This window comes from Pectobacterium sp. 1950-15 (assembly GCF_037136835.1).
GTDB lineage: Bacteria > Pseudomonadota > Gammaproteobacteria > Enterobacterales > Enterobacteriaceae > Pectobacterium.
Window position 1 is genome coordinate 203758 of sequence record NZ_JBBBQR010000006.1, and the last position, 18432, is coordinate 222189.

Genomic DNA, 18432 nt, shown 5'->3' on the forward strand with positions numbered 1-18432 from the left:
GCACAAAAAAAACTGAATGGATATCCAGTATTAAACCCGTTTACTTTGCAAACGCTGCAAATCTTACTTTCATTTCTGAAGCCATTTCGCAGGTATGATACAAATGTGTATCATGATAAAATTGATCGTTTAGACTTACATAAATTGGTTCATCAGGAGACACGAGCATGGCCAGCAGAGGCGTTAATAAAGTGATTCTTGTCGGGAATCTGGGTCAAGACCCGGAAGTCCGCTATATGCCGAATGGTGGTGCAGTTGCCAACATCACACTGGCGACTTCCGAATCCTGGCGTGATAAACAGACCGGCGAACAGAAAGAGAAGACCGAGTGGCACCGCGTGGTGCTGTTCGGCAAACTGGCTGAAGTCGCAGGCGAATATCTGCGCAAAGGCTCTCAGGTTTACATCGAAGGCGCACTGCAAACTCGTAAATGGGCCGATCAGGCTGGCGTAGAGCGCTACACCACCGAAGTCGTCGTTAACGTCGGCGGCACCATGCAGATGTTAGGTGGACGTCAGGGCGGCGGCGCACCAGCAGGTGGCGGCCAGCAGCAAGGCGGTTGGGGACAACCTCAGCAGCCACAGGGCGGCAACCAGTTCAGCGGCGGCGCGCAGTCTCAACAGCGTCCTGCACAAAACAGCGCTCCAGCGCAAAGCAACGAACCGCCAATGGATTTCGACGACGATATCCCGTTCTAACAGTTACTCGTTGTAAAGTGTAAAATTTAAAACCTAACCCCCTGTTAAATGGGGGTTTTTTATTTATCATTGCTTATAAGTGTAAAAAATAACTTGCGAGATTTATTGGATAAATATACTATTAAGATAGTGTAAAATTGTAAAAAACAGTGAGTAATCGATGAGTTACAGCACTAAGAGCTTTATGTTAAAAAGTTCTGAAAGATACTGTCTAATTGTAGACCACTCAACACACTTGCCCGTTTACTATCCAAACCTTTTCATTACTACTCAAATCAGAAATAAAAGTGAATCCATTTCAACGATGTTGTCTACGGCTGCTTCTCTGATTATTTTTTTAAAATTTTTAAGTATTCGAGATATAAATATTGAAGAACGAATTTATAAAAAACAGTTTTTAAGTATTTATGAAACAGATGATTTGAGAGACTTTTCTCAAAAAAGAATTATCAATAAAAAAGAAAACAACGTAAAAACCATTAAAGAAAAAAGAAATACGCATGTTGCTTCACAAACACAGTATGCACGATTAACTATCATTTATAAGTATATAGAATGGTTATCTTACTACTTGGTTGAAAATCAAGACGATTTTTTTGCAAAAAACTTAACACATTGTTTAAATCAAATAAAAGAAAGGCGACCTAATAAGAAAGGTAGGAATAATTTAATCCAAGATAAATCATTAAACGAACAAGAAATAGAATCACTTTTCGAAGTCATAAGAGTAGGCTCCGATTTGAATCCATTTAATAAAAGCGTCCAACGGAGGAACAGGCTTATTATATTAATGCTATATTATTTTGGAATTCGTGGCGGTGAATTACTAAATATTAAGATCAGCGATATAGACTTTTCTTCAAATCAATTAAGCATACGAAGAAGGGCCGATGATAAAAGCGACACAAGGATTATTCAGCCTTTAGTTAAAACGAATGAAAGAGTTATACCTATTACAGAATCGTTAGCAAAAGAAATTCATTTTTATGTTTTAAATGAACGTCGTTTTTTTGTTCAAAAAAGGAAACATGACTATTTATTTGTTAATCACAAAAAAGGAAACGGACTTCCTTTAACTTATATGGCCTATAGTAGGATCATAAATAATATAAAAAACTCAACTCCTAATTTAAAGTCATTAACAGGTCATATGTTAAGGCATACATGGAATTCAGAATTCTCGAAAAGAATGGACTCAATGGATAATCCACCTTCTGCTGAAAGACAGGAGCAACTGAGATCTTATTTAATGGGATGGAAAGCTGGGTCTGGAACAGCCGCACATTATAACAAACGATTTATTCATGAAAAATCACATCAAGTTGCATTATTATTACAAGAAAGAATAGGAGAAGATGACAATGAATAATGTGATAAAAAAAGGGAAATTAGCCCCTAGGTATTCTAAGGCTCAGGGATATACATTTACTATTTATGATGAGATCTGGGTCTTAGATAAGGATGTGAAATTAAAAACAGGAAATTTTAATTTCATATCAAACAAAAATGAAAAAATAAGTTTCATTGAGACACTGGCATATTTTGCTGAGAACTATAGCTCTAAATATGTTTCTAATCTATACTATAGAGTTAAAGATTATTTTTTGTTTTGTAAGGATAATAATGCTTTAACTACAGAACAACTAATAAACTTTAAATCAACATTATCCTCTGAGCACTCATGGTATCTTAGCATAATAAAAATATTTTTTAAAAAATGGCATGGGTTAGGATATTCTGGTGTAACAGAAGAAATGATATATCTATTAAATAGCTGGAGAATAAAAGGAAATATAAAAGGAGACAATATAAAAAGAAGAGACCCAAATGAAGGTCCTTTAACTGATATTGAATTACAAGGGTTCAATGATAAAGTCACACAAGCATATGAATTAGGGAGTATAAATAAAACAGAACTGGCGATCTCATTAGTTATGAGTCATACAGGAAGAAGACCTTTACAAATAAGTTTGCTAAAAACAAAGGATTTAATTACAACCAGTAATAAGAAAGGTGAAGATATTCATTTTTTAAACATCCCAAGAATAAAACAAAGAAATAGTGAGTTCAGGGAAGATCTCAAAATGTTTGCTATCAAAGAAGACTTATGGAAATTACTTCACTCCTTAATTGAAGATAATATAAAAACATACAAAGAAAAAATACCTTTTGAATTAAATAATTCCATATTAGATAACTTACCATTATTCCCATGCTGGAAAACAGTATTAACTGAAAAAAATGAGATAGAATTTAAAAGTAATATTTTATTTGATAAATATCATATAAAAGCAATTAATATCTATTCGATAATAAATAGTATGACAAAGAAATGTAATGTTTTTTCAGAAAGAAATGGAAAAATATTAAAATTAACTCCTCGTAGATTTAGATATACCATAGGCACAAGAGCCGCAAGAGAAGGTTTTGGTGAGTTAATTATTGCGGAATTGCTCGATCATTCTGATACGCAAAATGCTGGTATTTATGTAAAGAACGTTCCTGAGCATGTAGCTAAACTGGATGAGGCGGTAGGCTACCAGCTTGCGCCATTCGCACAGGCTTTTGCTGGCAAGCTGGTAGATAAGGAAAGCGACTCAGTTAGGGGAAATGACGCCACAAGCCGTATAAGGAGTGAAGAAGGGAAATCTATAGGTAACTGTGGCGATCATGGCTTCTGTGGGGCAAATGTGCCTATTCCTTGTTATACCTGCATACACTTCCAACCTTGGGTAGATGGACCACATAAAGAAGTCTATGACAGTCTTTTAGAAGAGCGTAAGAGAGTAGAGCAGATCACAGGAGATATCGCCATAGTTGAAATTTTAGACCGAAGTATTTTAGCTGTTGCCGAAGTCGTTTTGAAATGCGAGAAACGAGTCAAGGAATTATCAGAGCTAGAAAACAATGTAAAAGGAATATAATATGGATAATATATTTCAATTTAAATCTAAATCACATAGAACTGCTGAAGAAAACATGTCTGAGTTCATCAGGAAATGTCGTGACGAATTAACTGTTTTTGGTGTAGATTTAAATTGGAATAGCCATATTTGGCCTAATGTTGCCGTCTTCTCACAGTTTGGTGTAACAACAAGAAAACCAAACCCAGACCAAATCATGGACGAAAAATTTATTGATTTTGCAAAAGCATATTTTAGATATCAGCAAGGCCATAATCCAACTGGTACTAAAAATGAACTTAAAGCATTACGAGCAATTGAACTTTCATTAAAGGAATATACTGGTAGCTGTAATGCACAAGAAATTAATATATCAGTCTTGAATAAAGCGATTGAAGTAGCAAAACCTCATTACTCAGTAGGCGCGGTCTATCAGTGTGGTAGAGAGTTGGAAAAATTAGCAAAGTTTTTAACAAAAAATAAATTAGTTCCAACTAAGCTTGACTCTTGGAAAAATCCCATTAAGCGACCAAACGATACGGTTAGAACAGGATTGAAAGGAAAACAAGAGCGAGAAAAGAAACTTCCAAGTGAAGAAGCTTTAAATGCTATGGCTGAGATTTTTTCCCGTTCCCCAGATAAGCCACGAGATATTTTCACCTCATCAATATTTGCAATATTAATGTCAGCACCTTCAAGAATATCAGAAGTTTTATCATTACCAGTAGATTGTGAATATACTGAAAAAGATAAAAATGGTATTGAAAGATATGGATTACGATTTTTTTCTGGAAAAGGATATGATGGCGATATCAAGTGGATACCAACCACTATGGTTGAAATTGCAAAGGAAGCGATTAAGAGAGTTCGAGAATTAACCGAGCCTGCCAGAAAATTTGCAAAATGGGCAGAGATGCATCCACTCGAATTCTATAATTTAGATGATAGCATTAACATTAATAACAAAAAACCTTTAAGCATTAAAGAAATATGCTATTTTTTAGGAGTTACTTACCACAAGAGCAATTCACTTTCATTTTTAAGAAGTAAAGGGTTTATTACTGAGAATGGACATTATTGTTTAGACACATTATGGCCTGTGATCATGAAGAATTTGCCGCAAGATTTTCCTTGGTACGATGAAAAGCTAAAAATAAAGTATAGCAACGCTTTGTTTTGCATGAATGAAAATCAATTACATGAAACAAGGATGTCGATCCCCCACTCACTTTTTAAACCAGATAATACATTTTTCTCTAATGATATCTCTTCAAAAACTCATGTTGGAGACACTAGGAAAAACATTTTTGTCAGAAACGGCTATATAGGTGAAAATGGAGAGCCGATTGTTCTTAGGAGCCATCAGGCAAGGCACTTATTAAATACAATAGCCCAGAGAGGTGGACTCTCAAATCTTGAAATTGCGAAATGGTCTGGTAGAGCAGATGTAAAGCAAAATCGTGTCTATAACCATATGACCGAATTTGAAATGGTGAAAATAGCAGAGTTGGTAGATATAACAGCTAATAAACACTCAATTATTAGTGATGTAATTAATGAGAATTTACCGATCACCACTCAACAATTCAACCTATTAGAAACTGGTGCGGCGCATGTTACAGAATACGGATATTGCGTCCATGACTACACAATGAGTCCTTGCAATAAATTCCGCGATTGCATTAATTGCTCAGAACAAGTATGTATAAAAGGGGATAAATTAAAATTAGAACGAATAAAAGAAAGAGAAAATAAGATTAATAAGCTATACAACAATGCCATATCGAATAAGGATGATTACTATGGCGAAGACCGTTGGATTGAATATCACAAGAAAACATTAGAAAGACTTAGAGAGCTAATATCTATAATGGAGAACCCAGATATTGCAGACAATGCTCAAATAAAATTACGTGGCAAAGATTTTAGCCAGTTAAGTAAAGTAATGAATAAAGAAAAAGAGCCTCAATTAGATGACAAAAAGAAACAAGATGAAAATGATATGCTTTCAGACATCAGAGCAATAATGGGGAATTAAGATGGCTAAACACTTATCAGATAGAGACGTTGAAGCGATTGTAAACATGATCAACGGATGGAGTGAAGAAAAAATATCGTGGAATAGCATCTGTTTTGCTGCTGAAAACCTTATAGGTAAGGTTCCCACAAGACAATCGTTAAATGGATATAAAGATATTGTTTTTGCATATACAGCAAAGAAAAAAGGTTTGACTGATGCACCGCCAGTAGAGAAAAAAGCAATTAATTTAGATTTTGCATCTCAACGAATTAACAATTTAGAAAGTAAGATCGCCCAACTCAAAGAGGAAAATAACTACTACCATGAGATGTTTGTTGTGTGGCAGTACAATGCCTATAGGTTGGGGATCAAAGAAAATGAACTAAACGCTCCGCTTCCTAAGATCGACAGGGAACGGTCGGATGGGGAAAAGCGATGACACCCAAGCAAGGACAGACCAGCCTGTTATAGGACTAACAACATGGCTATCAGCAAGTATAGGGATCGATTACCGCCAAGGAGATCATCCCATTAGACAGCCAGGTAAAGGTTGTTTTAACCTTATCTGGCAAGAGGCTATGGTGTTACTCTCGTTAGAGTAGGAAGAGATCATAGGTCAGTGTAGAGTGTTGATCTACGTAGTGATCGAGACTAAGCAACCACAGGTGAAAAAAACTCTGACGTTCATCTTATGGAAAAGGCTCGACTGGCAGTATCAGGACTTTCATTCGGAAGAAGTTGCACCAAATTAACGATTTGGTGCAACTGTAATCCTTTAATTTAAAACACTTATCTGTAAATCGATTAGGTGTAGTGATCAATGAGGAGCTTGCTACTACACTTCAGACACGCCCATATTTTAATAAAAACTCATCTAGGTATCTAAACAATTAGCACGTAAATAGTTAATGATTTGCATTATTTTGGGTGTAAAATTAAATTAGCTGTATAAAATAACAGTTAAAATCATTTATTTATGTGAAAAAGCAACAACATTATCACTTCCAAATACTATTAGTGTTTGGTACTGTAAACTATACCTAATTTATTACGCACCTCTTATTTGTTACCTCAATGGACAGCCATATGGATATCTTTGACAAAACAAGTGCAGAGAAAAAATCGATAGGATTTTCCTATCAGGATTATGTGGCTCTAAAACATGCATTAGAACTTAAACCTGAAGAAAGTATAGGGATAGAAGTTTTTGATGATCTTCATCTTGAAAACATTAATGGTCAAAAAACTTTTATCCAAGTTAAGCACTCAATAAACAACTCAAATAACATTACGAATAAGGATATTGATTTATGGAAAACTTTATATAATTGGTCAGAGGCAATAAAAATAATAAACGACAAAGATGTTAGCCTTGTTTTTTATACTAATAAAGGACTCACTTTAGAGAGTGGTATTGTAAAACTATTATCCAGTGATACAAAAGAAATAAATCAAATAAATAATGAAATAATAGAAATATTACAAGCACATAAAAATCATGACGATGACATCTACAAATATATTTATTCAATTGCTAATCTTCCTGATAATGTTTCCGAACGTTTATTTAGGAGTATAACTTTTCAGCATAGTGAAGATGAAATAATTGTACAAATAAAAACGTTGCTTAAAACATTTTCCATTCCTGATGATAAAATAGATGATGTATTTCACAATATATCAGGTGCTTTTTTTGAATATAAATACAATCAAGTCAAGAAAAAAAATAAGATTATAATAAATTATAAAGATTTTAGAAATACGCTAGCCGTAGATAGAATTATTCAAATATCAAGAAATTGCATCAATAATTTTGATCAATACTACGATTTTGAATCTGCATATCCTACAGATATAGAATCTAAAATTTCATATAAACAACTTCAAGATTTGGATTTAAATATTGATGCTATCATAAAATACATCAATGAAATGGCAAAAACTGATGCGTTTATACAAAAATTAAAAAGTATTGGTGATCTGACAACGCAGGAAGAAAAATTAATATACAAGAAAGCGTTTGATGAATGGCAATCTCGGCACTTGATAGCATATATGAGAAGTCGATATTCAGAAATAAATGAAGATCATCTATCTATTGCATTTTATGTTTACTCAGAACTAACAGGTAATTGTGATATTACACTAGAAAATAACAAATTACCGAGATCTATGACTACTGGGGCCTTTTTGCTATTGTCAGATAAACCAAAAATCGGATGGCTTCAAAATTGGGAGTCTATCTATAAATGAAAATATACAATAATGAACTTTTGGGCATTTTTTCTATGCAGGAAGTACTATCAAGAACACAGGAAATGGCATTATGTAATATTATGTTAGTATTGCCGATAGTATTCCATAAAAAAAGTTTAGACTATTTATCCCATAAGCGAACTAATATTATATCTTTCCAAGACCTACTATTAACAAAACCAGAACTATTAGTATCTATAAATAAGAGATTCTATAACTTCCTTCCATCTTCTATAAACTGTGTTTCTCTATGTATAGAAAATGGCGTAGCCGAGTTCGTTGAGGACAATTTAGTATTTAAAAAAAAGTTGATCACCGATGATGCAATATCTTTGATTGGAAAAAGATCTGTAAAAATACAGGCGGCATCTATAAATATTGCAAATTTAATATTAGATGAACCCCATAATATATATGACATTTGTGGAGTGAGATTATAATGCAGATTACAAACATATTAATATGGCAAACTGACTCAACCTTAAGAAATTTTGAGCTTGAAGAAAACAAAGTAAATGTCATAACAGGTGATTCAGGTAAAGGAAAATCATCGATATTATCTATTATCGATTACTGTTTGTTATCTTCGTCATCTGACGGAATTTCAAAAACAAATGTTGATAATTATGTCAATTGGTATGGGATTAGATTTAATATAAACGGGAAATACCATACTATATGTAGAAAAGCCACTCACTATGAAGAAGACGATTTTGTCTATTTTGATAAAAATGGAGAGATACCAATATCTCCAGTAAATAACGTAAAAAAAGATGTTTTAAAACAACATTTAAATTACGAGTTTGGTATTAATAGCTCGTTAAAAATCCCCTATGGTGGTAGATTTATTCAGCAAGGCTCGAAGGTATCATATAGATATTTCCTTCCTCATTGTTTCATAGATCAGACAACGCTAACATCTTCAGAACATCTTTATTCAAAAATTTCAGATTTAAAGACAAGAGAACGTATTGATAGAACTTTTGATATGGCATTGGGAAGTGAAAATGCCGAAACAATGATAATGAGAACCAGATTAGAGGAATTACAGAGAAACTTAGCGAAAATTGAGTATAAACAATCTGCGAGTAAAGAGTCTTATATTAATTTTGAGAGTGAAATAGAATCATTATACCAAAGATCATATCAATTTGGTTTAACAACGGAAAACAACAATCAGGAACTGCCAGTAGGAGATAAGTTTGATCATTTAAAAACCATTGTAAATTATAGAGATATAAATGACATTCCGATTATTAATGAAAGGCTTAATATAGAAAAAGAAATATTCACGTTAAAAAAAGATCTTTCAGATATGAATATTTATATCGAAACTAGCACTGAATACAAAAAACTCCTAAAAGAAAATCAAGATTCATTATTAATAGCAAAATATTTAGATGATAACTATCATAACATTTTGTACACTGAGAATATATACTCAATAATTAAATCGCTATTAAATAAAAGTTTAGAAATCAAAAAATCCATAGCACAAAAAGGAAAAAACTCTCTTATATCAAAAACTCAAGAAAAGAAGAAGGAAATTGAATCTAAAATATCGTTATTAAATAAAAAACTCGCAGTATTCAGCAATGAAAAAACGACACCAAGTGTTCTATATCGCTTTATAGGCGAACTAAGCTCTGAAGTAAAACGAATAGATGTGCTACCAAAACACGATTACAGAGAAGACATAGATAAAATAAACTCTAAAATAAATGAATTAGATGATAAAGTTAATAACAATAATATATTCAAAGAATATACCTTAAGTTTAATTAATGAAAAAATAAAAGAAAACCTTTCAAGGTTGCCATTGAAAGGGTTTGAGAATGCTACTCCGATATTCAATAAAGGTAAAAAAACTCTCGATCTGGTGAATAAAAACCAAGTGGAGAAGATGGTTGATATTGGAAGTTTTTCCAACTATATGTATGTGCATGTGGCTTATTTCCTTGCACTTCATGAATTAGTAAGAGAAAGAAACGTACAGTGGGTTCCACGATTCTTAGTAATTGACCAGCCTAGCACTCCATATTTTAGTACTGGCGGTAAAAAAACTGATGACTTTGCAAGCCTTGATGCAGCTCTAAATGAAATTAATTCTTTTGTTGAGAGAATGCAGTCTTATGGTGGTTTCCAAATAATATTGCTGGAGCATATAGAAGAGTCATATTGGCTTGACAGAGAAATGAAGAACTTCAAGCTCGTTGATAAAGAATTAAGAAATAATTACGGATTGATTCATTTCACTAAGACAGCCAGTTAAATAATCGAAAGCATAAAATTAAGGCTGTGTTATATTTCTTAGCCCTGCCTTAATAAACAAGCATACTTAGGGAATACTTTTGGATGCATTAATTAAAATCTGAACTGTATTGTGATCTATATCAACAATAAAAACCCTTATAGCTAACTCATGAATACAGAGTTGTTTGCAAGTCAGACGGATCAGAGAGCTTTTCCAAAATCTTATCTCAGCAGACACTGTAAGTGCCATGTTCAATAAAAACAGCTCACACCTCAACGATTTTTCACACCTAAAAATCATCTAACCAGCAAAACACTTAACCCTATGAATATTATTAATTCACAGTAACGGGAAACCATTACGCAAACAGTTAATCTTGGTTAAACAGGCAAGAAATAACGCTTAAATAACAGATATAACAATCAATATGAATATTGTCACTTACAGCATAGCTACCGTTTAAATCGCTCAGAGTGAAGTCCTGCGAGCTTCTGGTGGTGCTTGCTCTGTTTTAACACATCAAAACTTGGCCTATCCAACCATCAAAACAGAAAAAAAAATTTAACACTATAAAACAACAAGTTAAATACAATCCGTAGCATGATTAGATTATGTCTGGAATTTAGTCAAGAAAATATCGATCGTTATTACAGATCAATAAACAAAACATGATAGATTTTACCTATTAAGAGTGATCTATTGATCGTTACAAACGATTTTACTAAAGACAGTAATTAATCGAAAATCTAGAAAAACATAGCAACAGCTTAGTTGCAGCCTATATGGATGATAAGAATATAAATTCAATTTTTATTTTAAATAGATCGCTAATTGGATTTATCGCGATAAAAAATATCGATCATAAATATTTTCCGATAAGGTTGTTTTTATACATAAAAATTAAATATATAAGGAAAAGCCAATGAAAAAATACTCACTTCTTGCAATTATTATTTCCTCTTCTTTTTTTCTTGCTGGTTGTAGTGATGAACCATCTGAAAAAGATATTTATAATGCGTTCAATGATGCAATTGAAGACTCTCGTAATGCTTCAGGATTAAGTGGCTACAATCCCGAATTTTTAAATAACATGTTCAAGTCAATAAAGAAAATAAATTGCTCAGAGCAGCAAGGAAAAAATTATAAATGTAATATAGAAATTGTCATAGAAAATAAAAAAGTAGAGCGTGAAGTTAATTTAACAAAAACAGATAAAGGGTGGAGAATACCAGATAGAATTTTTTAATTACATTTAAATAGCCAATAAAAACAACAATTAAATAATTTTAATTACCCCCCGTAAAATATAGAAAGGCTTCTGCTGGGAAGCTTTTTTATAACCGTTTACTACTCATCTCTATTTTTATTAAAAACCACATTCAAACAAAAAAAATAATCTAAAGTGTTTTCATGGTGAGATTTATCTCTCACCATATAACAGCCTTGTTTAATATTGGTTTTATACGTCAAAAAGAATGGGCATTCAGCCCATTCTTTTCAGGAATATCATCTATACCATAGGGTTTTATTCCTATTTAATATACAAAAAAACAATAGAGGTAAGAAAAGACCGATTACAAAAATACTAATACCAATAGCAAAACTCTTTATTGACAACCCCACCAGCAGCCCAATAAAACCACCCAAAAAACCACAAAATTTCGTAGCAACTCCAACCTTACGCTCTTGCAGCTTTAGGTGTCGCTGGACAGTTCTAACCTTTTCAGCACCACAACTACGACACACAGAAGCATCGTCATGCACAGGAGACTTACAGAATGGACATTCAGACATGTTAACCACCTTCTAATTACAATATAAGTAATTGATATAATTGATCTACATTGGGTAACATGTCATATCGTTTGTAACGATAAAAGGCAAATTAATGATAGATTTAGGCTATTAAAAAATCAATATAGATCGCCATAACGAATCAAAAACCAAATCAAACCATGAATTTTCAATATGCATTGACTATCAAATTACCATTTTCAATAGGATTTTCTTAACTTCTTACTATAAGAAATACCAACTTTATGGAACTTTATACTGCTTAGAGTTGATATAAAAAGATGGCATGTTTTGGTGATGGAAAACGCTCACATACTGCGTATAACCCCCACAATAAAACTATATAAAGTTATATATCTCCATATATTTGTCACTTAAATAAAAAACCATAATCGGGTATTCTCTGTATATTATTAGATGGTTTTTCCTGAGCGATAGATTTTATCTACGCTCTCCTTGTTTTGCTGTTTTTTTAATTACTTCAAAGGATTTATCGAATGAATAGAATACCTGCCGAATGACGCGATCAGACCAAAGAACGGATAGCCATGCAGCAAAGCAGAAGTGTAAAATCACCAACGGGAGCACCGACAACAAATGCCTCATCAAGCGCAGCGCTGTCAAATCGTCTTGCCTATGCTATTATGCCTCAAGAGACACAAGCTCTTCTCTTCCAGAGACTATGTTTTTAAATTTTACACATTTCGATTTTTAAAAAAATTCATAACAAAATCAAAAACATAAAAAACAGGTGTAGAAAGGAATGAAAATAACCGTTCTGAAGATGACCTTAGAGTTATCTGTAAAGAATGCAAACATAGACCCCTGTTAATTCAGGGGTTTTTTATTTTTGCGGCGCACAGAAAAAGTACCGGTAAACAATCAACTAAAGAAATCATCACCCGATGTGCGTTTAGTGCTCATCGAGATAAGCAGAGCACAATCTGTACAGTTATTTCTCCATCGCTACTAAAAAATAGCAACACCCCATCAACGGGGTATAAACGCTATATATGGAGATATAACGTATGGAAAAAAATAGTGCGCTTCGCGCCGATAACAAAAAGCTGTCCCACATCCTCGTCAGCAAGACATCCTCACCCCATTTTGGCAATGCGCCTTTCAGGCTCGCAGCACTTGCTATAACCGTCTCCGGTTTGCTTTTTGCCTCACCGACACTCATCGCAGCAGAAACGGCAACGACTGCTGATTTAGTGTTACGTAACGGCAATATCTACACCGTTAATCAAGGCCAGCCGTGGGCAGAAGCCGTCGCGGTACGCGATGGCCGCTACGTTTTCATCGGTTCAAATGCACAGGCCGCGGAGTTTATCGGCCCGAAAACACAGGTAGTTGATCTTGAGGGCAGCATGGCAATGCCGGGGATTAATGACGTCCATGCTCACCCGTTAGACGGCGGCTATGAAGATATTTACTCCTGTAACTTCGTGCAAACAAGCTCACTGGATGACATTCTGAATAAGGTCAGTGAATGCGCGCAAAAAGCCGGGCCGGGCGAATGGGTGATCGGGTCGGCCTGGGGGAGCCCGCGTATGGCGGAGCTGTCTACCGCTGAAGCCTTGGCGAAACTGGATAAAGTCAGTAATGGGCGCCCAGTCATTCTGCGTGATGATTCCTACCATAACCGCTGGATTAACAGCGAAGCGATGCGTTTAGCCACTATCACCGCCCAGTCAGTTAGCCCAGCCGGAGGCGTGATTGTGAAAGACGCCAAAACAGGCGAGCCTACAGGTCTGTTGCAAGAATTCCCCGCGTTCCAGCATGTACAAAGTCTGGTTCCAGTACGCACGGAAGAACAACGGCTGACATCAGGACGCGGTGCCGCAAAAACGATGGTGTCGTTAGGTATTACGGGCGTGCAGGAAGCGGTCAGCTCCGAAGTGAATCTGCGTATCTGGAGCAAGATTGACCGTGCAGAAGGCCTGCCTTTACGCATTATTGGCTCGATCGTTTCTACTCCGCTTCTGGATGAAGGTGCCGCGGGCATGGAGCTGGTTGCCCGACGCGACGTCTACCGCACCACCAACTTCTTCCCCGATCGTTTTAAATTTGTTTTGGATGGCGTCCCGCCAGCCCATACCGCGAAACTGCTTGCCCCGTATTTGCCCACTCAGGCACATGGCGATCACTACCACGGCGATACGCACTACACCACCGAGCAGGTTGTAGAAATTTTATCCAAGCTGGATAAACAAGGCATATCAACCAAGCTTCATGCTGCGGGAGATGGCTCGCTGCGTCTGGCGCTGGATGCCGTTGAGCAGGTACGTAAAATAAATGGGCCAAATGGCCCCATGCATCAAATCGCGCATACGCACCTGATCTCACCGCAAGATATGCCACGCTTCGCACAATTGCGGGTAGCTGCCGACCTCTCGCCGATGCTGTGGTTCCCGTCCGATATGACAAACGCCAGTGTAGTGACGATTGGCGAAGAACGTATGAAGGATTTTGTTCCCACGGTCAAATTGCTGCGTTCTGGCGCAGTAGTTGCCGGCGGTTCTGACTGGCCCGCAGGTGGCCCAACACCGTCTCCCTGGATTGGCATTGAAGGGCTGGTAACACGTCAGAACCCACTGGGTGACGCACCCGGTACACTGGCTCCCGAAGAGGCCGTCGATCTGTCTGAAGCAATTCGTATCTATACCATCAACAGCGCAAAAGCGATGGGGATCGAAAAAGAAACGGGCTCGGTAGAACTGGGTAAATCCGCCGATCTCATCGTGTTGGATCGTCACTTATTTAACGTACCGATCAAACAGGTTCATGGCACCAGCGTGGTCAAGACGTATTTCAAAGGCCAGCTTGTGCATTCAGCGCCAGAGAAATCCTGACGCCGCGCAGTCTATTACACGCATAAATATCAGGGGCGTCGATACGGCGCCTCTGCAAACACCGCTCTCACCCCCCGAATTGGTCTGCCTATCTATCAATAAGTGGCGGGGCACATCCGGCTATTCCGTTGCTATCTTATTGCTATGAAAAGCAGCCTGATTTTCAGCCCCCATTCGTAACCACAAAATATTCGCGACAACATGAGAGTAAAATGATGAATTCAGATCGGGAAATAATAATTAATTCAGTCGAGCCAGAAGATTATGAGCAATGGCTACCCTATTGGGAAAGTTATCAGGAATTCTATAAGGTGCAGCTTTCCGATAAGGTCACAGAAGTCACCTGGAGCCGCTTTTTTAAAGCCGATATCCCTGTGTATTGCGCGGTAGCGAGAGAAGGATTACACATTGTGGGCTTCGTGCACTTTGTTTTTCACGATTCCACCTGGGGTGTAAACCTTTATTGTTACTTGGAAGATCTTTTCGTTGCCCCCACCGCTCGCGGTAAAAACGTTGGCAAAAAACTGATTGAATATGTGAGAGAAAAAGCGCAGGAAAAACACTGCGATCGGCTGTATTGGCATACTCAGGAAACCAATAAAACAGCCCAGCGACTTTATGATTGGGTAGCGGAAAAACCGGGCGTGATAGAATATAGAATGCCGCTTTAACGATAAAAAATAGATTGCCGCCGCACAGACTTTCTGTACTGCGTCAGACACTCACCACCACACCAAATATCCCCCCGAATGTGGCAACATACGCCCACAGCGGTAAGTTGATTGCAGGATGAATCTGCATAAGATCCGCGACAAGACTCATCCCGGCAATAAACAAACGGCCACAAAGCTGACAATGAACTTACTCTGTTCAGAATGCGATATTTCCTTATAAATGCGAGCCGTGTTTTCACCCGCCAGATTAGTGTTATTGCCCGTGGTGGTTATTGACGTTAATAACGCCGGATTCATTATTGATAACCGTTTGATGTTCGACCGAGTTTCTCTGTTCAATCTCCATCACTCCCTCCTTAGATACAAAGTCATCACAGTAAGGGGTTTGAGCACAACATGAATGAACCCGCTACGTTGATCTTCACTCACACCTTATTGGCGCATGCCGATCGCCAACCGATTAAAGGCACTCATCAGCGCAACAGCAAAGCTCAGATCGGCGATCTCTGCATCGCTGAAATGCGCCTTCAGCGGTTCGAAATCTTCATCAGGCGCGTGGCTGCGAGCCACATCCACAAGCGATTCAGTCCAGGCCAGCGCCGCACGCTCGCGTTCATTGAACTGCGTGCTCACACGCCAGCCCGCTAGGCTGTCCAGCTTGGCATCCGGCACGCCGCCAGCACGCAGAGCCGACGCATGCATCTCCAGACAGAAAGCACAGCCATTAATTTGTGAAACACGTAAATAGACCAATTCGATCAACGGTTTTCCAAGACTGCTTTTGTCCAGCGCTTTCTTGGCAATGCCGAACCCTTGATAGGCTTCTGGCGAGAGGGTTTGGTAAGGTAAGCGAAGCGTACTCATAGAAGATCTCCAGTAAGTAAGAATGAAAGAACGAGAAAAGCAGTCAGCGCATAGAGCATCTGAGCCCCTGTTTCAACCGTCGGGAGTTGCCTGACCGTGCCATCCGAGGTGATCGCAAAGTCGTTGTTTCATGGCCCCTCACACCGATAGCGCCTGGCTGAAATGCAGCCCTTTAGCGAGTAAGCCCTGACGAAAATAGAAGCGTTGTGCCAGCGCATTGCCCAGAGCCGTATCGAGCACCAGATGCACACAGCCTTGCCGCTGCGCTTCCTCGCGCATTGCCTCGATCAGCAGGCCGCCGAGCCCCCGATCGCGGGCCGCGACGGCAACCACAAGGTCATCAACATAGAGGAATCGGCCATACAATAGGTTTTCCTGAATGCGGTAGCCCGCCAATCCCATGACGAGATCGCCCTGCCATGCCGCCAGCAGACAATAACCTTGCCCGGCCTGACGACGTGCCTGCGCAGTAAATACGGCAGCATCAGGAAGATGAGGCCGTAGCTCCCGCATAACATCGAAGCAAGCCAGGTAGTCCCGATCGCTGTCAATGAGGCTCAATCGAAAGGTGCTCATGCCAATCTCCTTGTAATAGAGCGGGTATGTTAGGAAAATCATGCCCCATAAAAAAGGTGCAAGAATTGAGTAAATGAATGGGACATAACGGATGGACATGCAGCAACTGAAGCCAAGCAAGGAACACGATGCACCGCTCTATTTACAGTTGTATCGACGCTACCGCGACGCCATTACCGCCGGAAAACTTCATCCGGGCGATCGCGTGCCGTCCGTGCGCAGCCTCGCCAGTGAGCTAAATCTGGCACGCGGCACGGTCGAAATGGCTTATCAGATGCTGGCCAGTGAAGGCTATTTCCTGACACGCGGCCCAGCAGGAACTATCGTCTCACCCCGGCTGGAAAATCTGGGCGAGTCGGGACACATCGCCACATCCCTTTCTCAAATACCCACGCGCCCGCAGACCGAGACAGATCAAGTACACCCTTTCCAGCTCGGTTTACCAGCACTGGATGCCTTTCCCCGCAAGAGCTGGACGCGCCTTGCCGGACACAACTTACGTACTCTGGATACGGCAGCCATGATCTATCCCGATCCGGCGGGCTATGAACCACTTCGTCGCGCCATCGCAACCTATCTGGGAATCTCGCGCGGTATCACTTGCACATACGAGCAGGTGTTCATCACCGCAGGCTACCGGGGAGCGCTGGAACTGGTGTGTCGCACGTTGTTGCAACCCGGTGATAGTGGATGGTTCGAAGATCCTGGCTATCTCTTTGCGCGCCAGTTTTTGGAACGAGCAGGTATGCATCTGGAACCCGTTCCAGTGGATGAGGAAGGTCTGAATGTGGACATGGGTCAACAGCAAGCCGCAGAGGCACGTTTTGCCGTAGTGACCCCCACGCACCAAAGCCCCATGGGCGTGGCGTTGTCTTTACCCCGGCGACTACAGCTGTTGGAATGGGCCAGCCACCGCCGATCGTGGATCATTGAGGACGACTACGACAGCGAGTTCCGTTACCACGGTCGGCCATTGCCGGCGCTGAAAAGTCTGGATCGCGACGGGCGCGTGCTCTATACCGGCACCTTCAGCAAGGTGCTGTTTCCCGGCCTACGCTTAGCCTATCTGGTTGTCCCTGAACCGCAGATCGAGCGCTTCAAGGATACGGCAAATCACTTTTGCTGCCCCGGTTCGATCTTGCCTCAGGCCACGGTGGCAACTTTCATGGAGCAAGGTCACTTTGCCCGCCATTTGCGCAGAATGCGGTCACTGTATGCGACTCGCCGCGGCTATCTCGTCGATGAGCTGTTACAGAGATTAGGTTCACACCTGATCGTCCAGCCGCAGGCGGGCGGTATTCATGTGTTAGCTAGGCTGGCCGCCCGTGGCAACGATCAGTCTCTGGCAGCGGCGGCGCAATCTCATGGTCTTGCCATTCAGGCGCTGAATGACTGGCGAATGAGCAGGCCATCACACGGTGGGCTGCTGATGGGATTCACTAATGTGACCGAACCTGCGATGGCGAAGGCGTTGGTACATCGACTGGCCGTTGCCATCGGGTTATCGTGAAAGGGTTATCCCATAGTCGAGCCGCATT

General features: G+C 39.1%; 14 protein-coding genes. 12 read left to right on the forward strand and 2 right to left on the reverse strand.

Features of this window, described 5'->3' with window-relative positions; translation table 11 throughout:
* The first annotated feature begins 167 nt into the window (after nucleotides 1-167).
* The 11 genes from ssb1 to WCT94_RS09480 all read left to right on the forward strand — a co-directional run bounded on the left by ssb1 (nucleotide 168) and on the right by WCT94_RS09480 (nucleotide 15451).
* Nucleotides 168-698: a single-stranded DNA-binding protein SSB1 gene (gene ssb1, locus WCT94_RS09430; RefSeq protein WP_336869266.1), complete on the forward strand. Its 531-nt coding sequence runs from the start codon at nucleotides 168-170 to the stop codon at nucleotides 696-698.
* Nucleotides 699-858: 160 nt separating this feature from the next.
* Complete coding sequence (locus WCT94_RS09435) at nucleotides 859-2067, forward strand: tyrosine-type recombinase/integrase (RefSeq protein WP_336869267.1); 1209 nt, start codon at nucleotides 859-861, stop codon at nucleotides 2065-2067.
* Nucleotides 2060-3622, forward strand: coding sequence for a site-specific integrase (locus WCT94_RS09440; protein WP_336869268.1), 1563 nt, complete (start codon nucleotides 2060-2062; stop codon nucleotides 3620-3622). Before WCT94_RS09435 ends, WCT94_RS09440 begins: the two co-directional genes overlap by 8 nt.
* A 1-nt stretch (nucleotide 3623) precedes the next feature.
* Nucleotides 3624-5639 carry an integrase gene (locus WCT94_RS09445; RefSeq protein ID WP_336869269.1) on the forward strand — a complete coding sequence of 672 codons (2016 nt, stop codon included), beginning with the start codon at nucleotides 3624-3626 and terminating at the stop codon, nucleotides 5637-5639.
* A gap of 1 nt (nucleotide 5640) precedes the next feature.
* Nucleotides 5641-6060: a hypothetical protein gene (locus tag WCT94_RS09450; protein WP_052902952.1), complete on the forward strand. Its 420-nt coding sequence runs from the start codon at nucleotides 5641-5643 to the stop codon at nucleotides 6058-6060.
* A 647-nt stretch (nucleotides 6061-6707) separates the two neighbouring features.
* Nucleotides 6708-7874: a hypothetical protein gene (locus WCT94_RS09455; protein WP_336869271.1), complete on the forward strand. Its 1167-nt coding sequence runs from the start codon at nucleotides 6708-6710 to the stop codon at nucleotides 7872-7874.
* Nucleotides 7871-8317: a three component ABC system middle component gene (locus WCT94_RS09460; RefSeq protein ID WP_336869272.1), complete on the forward strand. Its 447-nt coding sequence runs from the start codon at nucleotides 7871-7873 to the stop codon at nucleotides 8315-8317. The genes WCT94_RS09455 and WCT94_RS09460 overlap by 4 nt, the downstream gene beginning before the upstream one ends.
* Nucleotides 8317-10149, forward strand: a complete 1833-nt coding sequence (locus tag WCT94_RS09465) for a DUF3732 domain-containing protein (protein ID WP_336869274.1) — start codon at nucleotides 8317-8319, stop codon at nucleotides 10147-10149. The genes WCT94_RS09460 and WCT94_RS09465 overlap by 1 nt, the downstream gene beginning before the upstream one ends.
* A 904-nt stretch (nucleotides 10150-11053) precedes the next feature.
* Nucleotides 11054-11377: a hypothetical protein gene (locus WCT94_RS09470; protein WP_181829275.1), complete on the forward strand. Its 324-nt coding sequence runs from the start codon at nucleotides 11054-11056 to the stop codon at nucleotides 11375-11377.
* A gap of 1576 nt (nucleotides 11378-12953) precedes the next feature.
* On the forward strand, nucleotides 12954-14780 hold the full coding sequence (locus WCT94_RS09475) for an amidohydrolase (RefSeq protein ID WP_336869275.1): 1827 nt from the start codon (nucleotides 12954-12956) through the stop codon (nucleotides 14778-14780).
* A 212-nt stretch (nucleotides 14781-14992) separates the two neighbouring features.
* Nucleotides 14993-15451 carry a GNAT family N-acetyltransferase gene (locus WCT94_RS09480; RefSeq protein WP_336869276.1) on the forward strand — a complete coding sequence of 153 codons (459 nt, stop codon included), beginning with the start codon at nucleotides 14993-14995 and terminating at the stop codon, nucleotides 15449-15451.
* Nucleotides 15452-15886: 435 nt separating this feature from the next.
* On the opposite strand, the gene WCT94_RS09485 is transcribed toward WCT94_RS09480, so the two are convergent.
* Both WCT94_RS09485 and WCT94_RS09490 read right to left on the reverse strand, forming a co-directional pair.
* Entirely contained in the window at nucleotides 15887-16318 is a 432-nt protein-coding gene (locus WCT94_RS09485; protein WP_336869278.1) for a carboxymuconolactone decarboxylase family protein, read from the reverse strand.
* A gap of 138 nt (nucleotides 16319-16456) precedes the next feature.
* Nucleotides 16457-16894, reverse strand: coding sequence for a GNAT family N-acetyltransferase (locus WCT94_RS09490; protein WP_336869280.1), 438 nt, complete (start codon nucleotides 16892-16894; stop codon nucleotides 16457-16459).
* 91 nt (nucleotides 16895-16985) lie between these two features.
* Between WCT94_RS09490 and pdxR the strand changes: the two genes are divergently transcribed.
* Nucleotides 16986-18404, forward strand: a complete 1419-nt coding sequence (gene pdxR, locus WCT94_RS09495) for a MocR-like pyridoxine biosynthesis transcription factor PdxR (RefSeq protein WP_336869282.1) — start codon at nucleotides 16986-16988, stop codon at nucleotides 18402-18404.
* The last annotated feature ends 28 nt before the right edge of the window (nucleotides 18405-18432 follow it).

Coding starts and splice junctions, on each gene's coding strand:
- ssb1 (WP_336869266.1), top strand. CDS start 168: ATGGCCAGCAGAGGCGTTAATAAAGTGATTCTTGTCGGGAATCTGGGT.
- WCT94_RS09435 (WP_336869267.1), top strand. CDS start 859: ATGAGTTACAGCACTAAGAGCTTTATGTTAAAAAGTTCTGAAAGATAC.
- WCT94_RS09440 (WP_336869268.1), top strand. CDS start 2,060: ATGAATAATGTGATAAAAAAAGGGAAATTAGCCCCTAGGTATTCTAAG.
- WCT94_RS09445 (WP_336869269.1), top strand. CDS start 3,624: ATGGATAATATATTTCAATTTAAATCTAAATCACATAGAACTGCTGAA.
- WCT94_RS09450 (WP_052902952.1), top strand. CDS start 5,641: ATGGCTAAACACTTATCAGATAGAGACGTTGAAGCGATTGTAAACATG.
- WCT94_RS09455 (WP_336869271.1), top strand. CDS start 6,708: ATGGATATCTTTGACAAAACAAGTGCAGAGAAAAAATCGATAGGATTT.
- WCT94_RS09460 (WP_336869272.1), top strand. CDS start 7,871: ATGAAAATATACAATAATGAACTTTTGGGCATTTTTTCTATGCAGGAA.
- WCT94_RS09465 (WP_336869274.1), top strand. CDS start 8,317: ATGCAGATTACAAACATATTAATATGGCAAACTGACTCAACCTTAAGA.
- WCT94_RS09470 (WP_181829275.1), top strand. CDS start 11,054: ATGAAAAAATACTCACTTCTTGCAATTATTATTTCCTCTTCTTTTTTT.
- WCT94_RS09475 (WP_336869275.1), top strand. CDS start 12,954: ATGGAAAAAAATAGTGCGCTTCGCGCCGATAACAAAAAGCTGTCCCAC.
- WCT94_RS09480 (WP_336869276.1), top strand. CDS start 14,993: ATGATGAATTCAGATCGGGAAATAATAATTAATTCAGTCGAGCCAGAA.
- WCT94_RS09485 (WP_336869278.1), bottom strand. CDS start 16,318: ATGAGTACGCTTCGCTTACCTTACCAAACCCTCTCGCCAGAAGCCTAT.
- WCT94_RS09490 (WP_336869280.1), bottom strand. CDS start 16,894: ATGAGCACCTTTCGATTGAGCCTCATTGACAGCGATCGGGACTACCTG.
- pdxR (WP_336869282.1), top strand. CDS start 16,986: ATGGACATGCAGCAACTGAAGCCAAGCAAGGAACACGATGCACCGCTC.